A 4,956-nucleotide genomic window follows, 5' to 3' on the forward strand; every position below is an offset into this window, starting at 1 on the left:
CCCGTGACCCGCGCCGCCGGACCGCCCGGCGCAGGCGTGGTCCCGGGCGCGCTGGCCGGGAGGGTGATGGATGGGAGGCGGCGTTGTGAACCAGGCGGCGTTGTAAACCAGGAGGCGTTGTGAACCAGGAGGCGGGACCGACCGCGCTGCGTTCGTCCCCGGTTCCCGTCCGAGGGCGGATCGGGCAGTTGCGGGACCGCGCCTCCGGGCGCCACTCGCCGCTGCGGCGGCTCGACTGGACGTTGCAGCTCTGCGTCATCGGTCTGTCCGTCGTGGGCGCGGTGCTGGTGTGGTCGGCGACCCGCCAGCGCTTCGGCGACGCCGGCGCCGATCCGCAGACGTTCCTCAAGCGCCATCTGCTGAACCTCGCCATCGGGCTGGTGCTCGGCGCGGTCGCGACCGTCGTCGACTATCGGGTGCTGCGCGCGTACGCGCCGTTCGTCTACCTCGGCTCGCTCGTCGGGCTCGTGGCGGTGCTGCTGTTCGGGTCGACGATCAACGGCGCGCACTCGTGGATCGTGCTGCCCGCCGGCTTCCAGCTCCAACCGTCCGAGTTCGCCAAGGTGGCACTGGTCGTCGGCGCGGCGATGATCCTCGGGGAGCAGCACGAGGACCGCCATACCGGGATCCGACGCAGCGCCCCCGGTCACGGCGACGTCCTGCTCGTGCTCGGGCTGACCGTGGTCCCGATCGCGCTGATCATGCTTCAGCCGGACTTCGGCACGGTCATGGTGCTGGTCTTCACCACCCTCGGCATGCTGGCAGTCAGCGGGGCGCCGCGGCGGTGGGTGCTGGGGCTGATCCTGTGCGGGGTGCTGTTCGGCGGCGCGATCCTGCAGTTCCACCTGCTCCAGCCGTACCAGGAGGCCCGACTCACCTCGTTCGTCTCCGAGAACAAGGCCTCTTCCGGCACCGGCTACAACGTCGCCCAGGCCATGATCGCAATCGCCAACGGCGGCGTGACCGGCCGCGGCCTGCTGCACGGCCAGCAGACCCAGGGGCAGTTCGTCCCCGAGCAGCAGACCGACTTCGTGTTCAGCGTGGCCGGCGAGGAGCTGGGCTATCTCGGGGCGGGCGGGATCATCGTGCTGCTCGGCGTGGTGCTGTGGCGGGCCCTGTCGATCGGTTTCGCCTCCCAGGACTCCTTCGGCGCGCTGATCGCGACCGGCGTGGTCTGTTGGTTCACCTTCCAGTCGTTCGTCAACATCGGCATGTGTCTGGGGATCATGCCGGTCACCGGCCTGCCGCTGCCGTTTCTGTCCTACGGCGGTTCGTCGATGTTCGCCAACATGATCGCCGTCGGCCTGCTCCAGAACGTCCGCCTGCGCTCGCGTTCCGACCCGTACGCCCTGTAACTGGGGGTTGGTCTCCTTCCTTCGGCGGTCCGGCGATCGCGCGGGTCGGTGGTGGGGTGCCGCCGTGCCGTAGGCTCGCCTGCATGTCCGGACAGTCGCTGTTCGCTCGCCTGGAGCCGCTGCTCCCGCGGGTGCGGAGGCCCGTGCAGTACGTCGGCGGCGAGGGGAACTCCATCGTCAAACCCTGGGACGCCGCCGTGGTGCGCTGGGCCCTGATGTATCCGGACGCCTACGAGGTCGGCCTGCCCAACCAGGGGCTCCAGATCCTCTACGAGATCCTCAACGAGCAGCCGGACGTGCTCGCCGAGCGGACCTACTCGGTGTGGCCCGACCTGGAGGCCCTGCTGCGCGAGCACGGCCTGCCGCAGTTCACGGTGGACGGCCACCGGCCGGTCGGCGACTTCGACGTGTTCGGCGTCAGCTTCTCCACCGAGCTTGGCTACACCAACATGCTCACCGCGCTCGACCTCGCCGGGATTCCCCTGTACGCCGAACGCCGCGGCGAGTCCGACCCGCTGGTCGTGGCGGGCGGGCACGCCGCGTTCAACCCGGAGCCCATCGCCGGGTTCGTCGACGCCGTGGTGCTCGGCGACGGCGAGCAGGCCGTGCTCGGCATCACCGACGTGATTCGGGTCTGGAAGGCGGCCGGCGCCCCCGGGGGGCGCACCGAGCTGCTCGCCCGGCTCGCCCGCCGACGGCTGGTCTACGTGCCGGCGTTCTACGACGTCACCTACCGGCCCGACGGCCGCATCCAGGCGGTCACCGCCAACCGCGCCGACGTCCCGGCCCGGCCGAGCAAGCACACGCTGTCCGACCTTGACGCCTGGCCGTATCCAAAGGCCCCGCTGGTCCCGCTGGCCGAGACGGTGCACGAGCGCCTGAGCGTGGAGATCTTCCGTGGCTGCACCCGGGGCTGCCGGTTCTGCCAGGCCGGGATGATCACCAGGCCGGTGCGGGAGCGGAACATCTCCACCGTCGGCGCGATGATCGACGTGGGTCTGCGGGCCACCGGCTTCAACGAGGTCGGCCTGCTGTCGTTGTCCAGCGCGGACCACACCGAGATCGGCGAGATCGCGACCGGTCTGGCCGACCGGTACGAGAACGAGAAGATCTCGCTGAGCCTGCCTTCGACGCGGGTGGACGCGTTCAACGTCACCCTCGCGAACGAGTTCTCCCGCAACGGCCGGCGCAGCGGGTTGACGTTCGCCCCGGAGGGCGGCTCCGAGCGGCTGCGCAAGGTCATCAACAAGATGGTCAGCGCCGAGGACCTGGTGCGCACCGTCAGCACCGCCTACGCCCACGGCTGGCGCCAGGTGAAGCTCTACTTCATGTGCGGGCTGCCGACGGAGACCGACCAGGACGTGCTGGAGATCGCCGATCTCGCCCGGGAGGTGATCCGGGCCGGCCGCCGTGCCAGCGGCCATCGCGATATCCGCTGCACCGTCTCGATCGGCGGCTTCGTCCCGAAGCCGCACACCCCGTTCCAGTGGGTGGGTCAGGCGTCGCACGAGGTCACCGACGCGCGGCTGAAGCTGCTGCGGGACACCGTGCGGGCCGACAAGGAGATCGCCCGGGCGGTCGGGTTCCGCTACCACGACGGCCGTCCCGGCATCATCGAGGGCCTGCTGGCCCGCGGTGACCGTCGCGTCGGCGCGGTGATCGAGCGGGTCTGGCGCGAGGGAGGTCGCTTCGACGGCTGGAACGAGCACTTCTCGTTCGAACGCTGGGAGTCGGCGTGCGCCGCCGAGCTGGTACCGCTCGGGGTCTCCCTCGACTGGTTCACGACCCGTGAGCGCGACGAGCGCGAGGTGCTGGCCTGGGACCATCTCGACGCGGGCCTCGATCGGGACTGGCTGTGGGCCGACTGGCAGGAGTCGCTGCGCGAGACCGAGCTCGACGACTGCCGGTGGACCCCCTGCTACGACTGTGGGGTCTGCCCGACGATGGGGACCGACACACAGATCGGCCCGACCGGCCGGTCGTTGCTGCCGGTGGTGGGCGTGTCGGCGGGTTCGCCGATGGTCGCCGCCGCCGCCGTCGCGGCGGCCACGGTGCAGGTCGTGGACGTCGTCGGGGAGGACGTCGTGGATGCCGTGGACGTCGTCGAGGTGGTCGATGGCGCGGCCGGGCCCGGCATCGGGGACGGCCCGGCCGGCGGCTCCCGGCTCGACCCGGCAGCGGTGAGCAGTGGCACGCCGGCCTGAGGGGCCGCCGCCCCCGCCGGTCGTCCAGCGGGTCCGGCTCCGCTTCGCGAAGCGCGGGCGGCTGCGATTTCTGTCACATCGGGATGTGGCTCGCACCTTCGAGCGAGGGCTGCGCCGGGCGGCGGTGCCGATGGCCTACTCGGCGGGCTTCAGCCCGCATCCCCGGATCTCCTGGGTGGGCGCCGCACCCACCGGCGCCGCGAGCGAGGCCGAGTACGTCGAGCTGGCGCTGGCCGTCCCGGTGGAACCGGCGCGGCTGCAGGCCGCCCTGGACGCGGCGTTGCCGCCCGGGTTGGACGTGGTGGGCGCCGTGGAGGCCGAGGGAGCCGGGCTCGCGGAGCGGATCGACGCCTCCCGGTGGGTGGTCCGGCTGCCGGGGGTCGCGGAGCCCGAGCTGCGCGCCGCGGTGGCCGAGCTGTTGGGCCGTGACATCGTCGAGGTCGAGCGGGCGACCAAGGACGGCCGGCGCCGGTTCGATGTGCGAGCGGCCATGGTCTTGGCCGTTTGTCGTGCAGAGAACGACACGTGTGCGATACTGGAGATGGTCGTGCGGCACACGACGCCCGCTGTGCGACCAGACGACGTGCTGACCGCCCTTGGCGTGGTAGCCGGTCTGCGCCCGTCGGTGCCGCCCGAGCCAACCCGGCTGGAGCAGGGCCGGCTGCGCGAGGATAGGACGCTGGCGGACCCGCTGGCGCCGGACCGCAACGACGCTGGCCGGCTAGCAGGTCGTTCATCAGCGTGATGCAGGGCGTCGCAGGCTTTCCCGGCAGCACTCGAGCCGGACCGAGACATTGGCTTCTGCGCGGCCGCGACTGCACCAGGCAGCGCGCCCGGGAGCCCGAGAGGCTTCTTAACCCGTGCCCGACGATGATCTGACTACTCAGACCGAATCCGAATCCACCCCCCCGGCGCCGCGTCGGCGCCGGGCTGCAGGGCGGGCCGCCGGTCCGCCCCCTGAGCGCCCGGACGGGTCCGCTCCCGACGGCGCCGTGGCAACCGCCGCCTCGAGCGTGACCAAGGACGCGGCCGGGCCTGTGGCCCCCACGACCGTTTCCGGTGAGACCGCGGTTTCCGCTCCGGATGCCGCCCCGACCGGAGAGCCGCCCTCGGGCGACCCGCCGGCCACGACCCGGCGGCGGGCGAGGACCAGCTCCACGACCCGCACCCGCTCGACCCGAGCGACCAAGGCGAAGGCGGACGACGCGGTCGCCGCGGCCACGGCCGACCCGGCCGAGGCTCAGGTGGCCACGGCCGATCCGGCCGTCTCCGCCGCTGTCCCGCCCGTTGACCTAGCCGCGTCGCCGACTGCCTCGTCGCCAACTGCTGCGGCTGCCGGTGGCGGTGCGGCCGAGGGTGTCGAACCCCCGGCGCCGGCTCGGCGTGCGCGTGCGACG

Annotated in this window: 3 protein-coding genes; all 3 read left to right on the forward strand. The window is 72.2% G+C overall.

Annotated elements, in window-relative coordinates:
• The first annotated feature begins 119 nt into the window (after window positions 1–119).
• The 3 genes from rodA to ND748_RS25070 all read left to right on the forward strand — a co-directional run bounded on the left by rodA (window position 120) and on the right by ND748_RS25070 (window position 4,304).
• Entirely contained in the window at window positions 120–1,355 is a 1,236-nt protein-coding gene (gene rodA, locus ND748_RS25060) for a rod shape-determining protein RodA (RefSeq protein WP_251748472.1), read from the forward strand.
• A gap of 83 nt (window positions 1,356–1,438) precedes the next feature.
• Entirely contained in the window at window positions 1,439–3,559 is a 2,121-nt protein-coding gene (locus ND748_RS25065) for a TIGR03960 family B12-binding radical SAM protein (protein ID WP_251748473.1), read from the forward strand.
• Entirely contained in the window at window positions 3,543–4,304 is a 762-nt protein-coding gene (locus tag ND748_RS25070; RefSeq protein ID WP_251748474.1) for a TIGR03936 family radical SAM-associated protein, read from the forward strand. The genes ND748_RS25065 and ND748_RS25070 overlap by 17 nt, the downstream gene beginning before the upstream one ends.
• Window positions 4,305–4,956 lie beyond the last annotated feature (652 nt).

Origin of the sequence: Frankia sp. AiPs1, from assembly GCF_023716945.1 — a bacterium.
Lineage (GTDB): Bacteria > Actinomycetota > Actinomycetes > Frankiales > Frankiaceae > Frankia.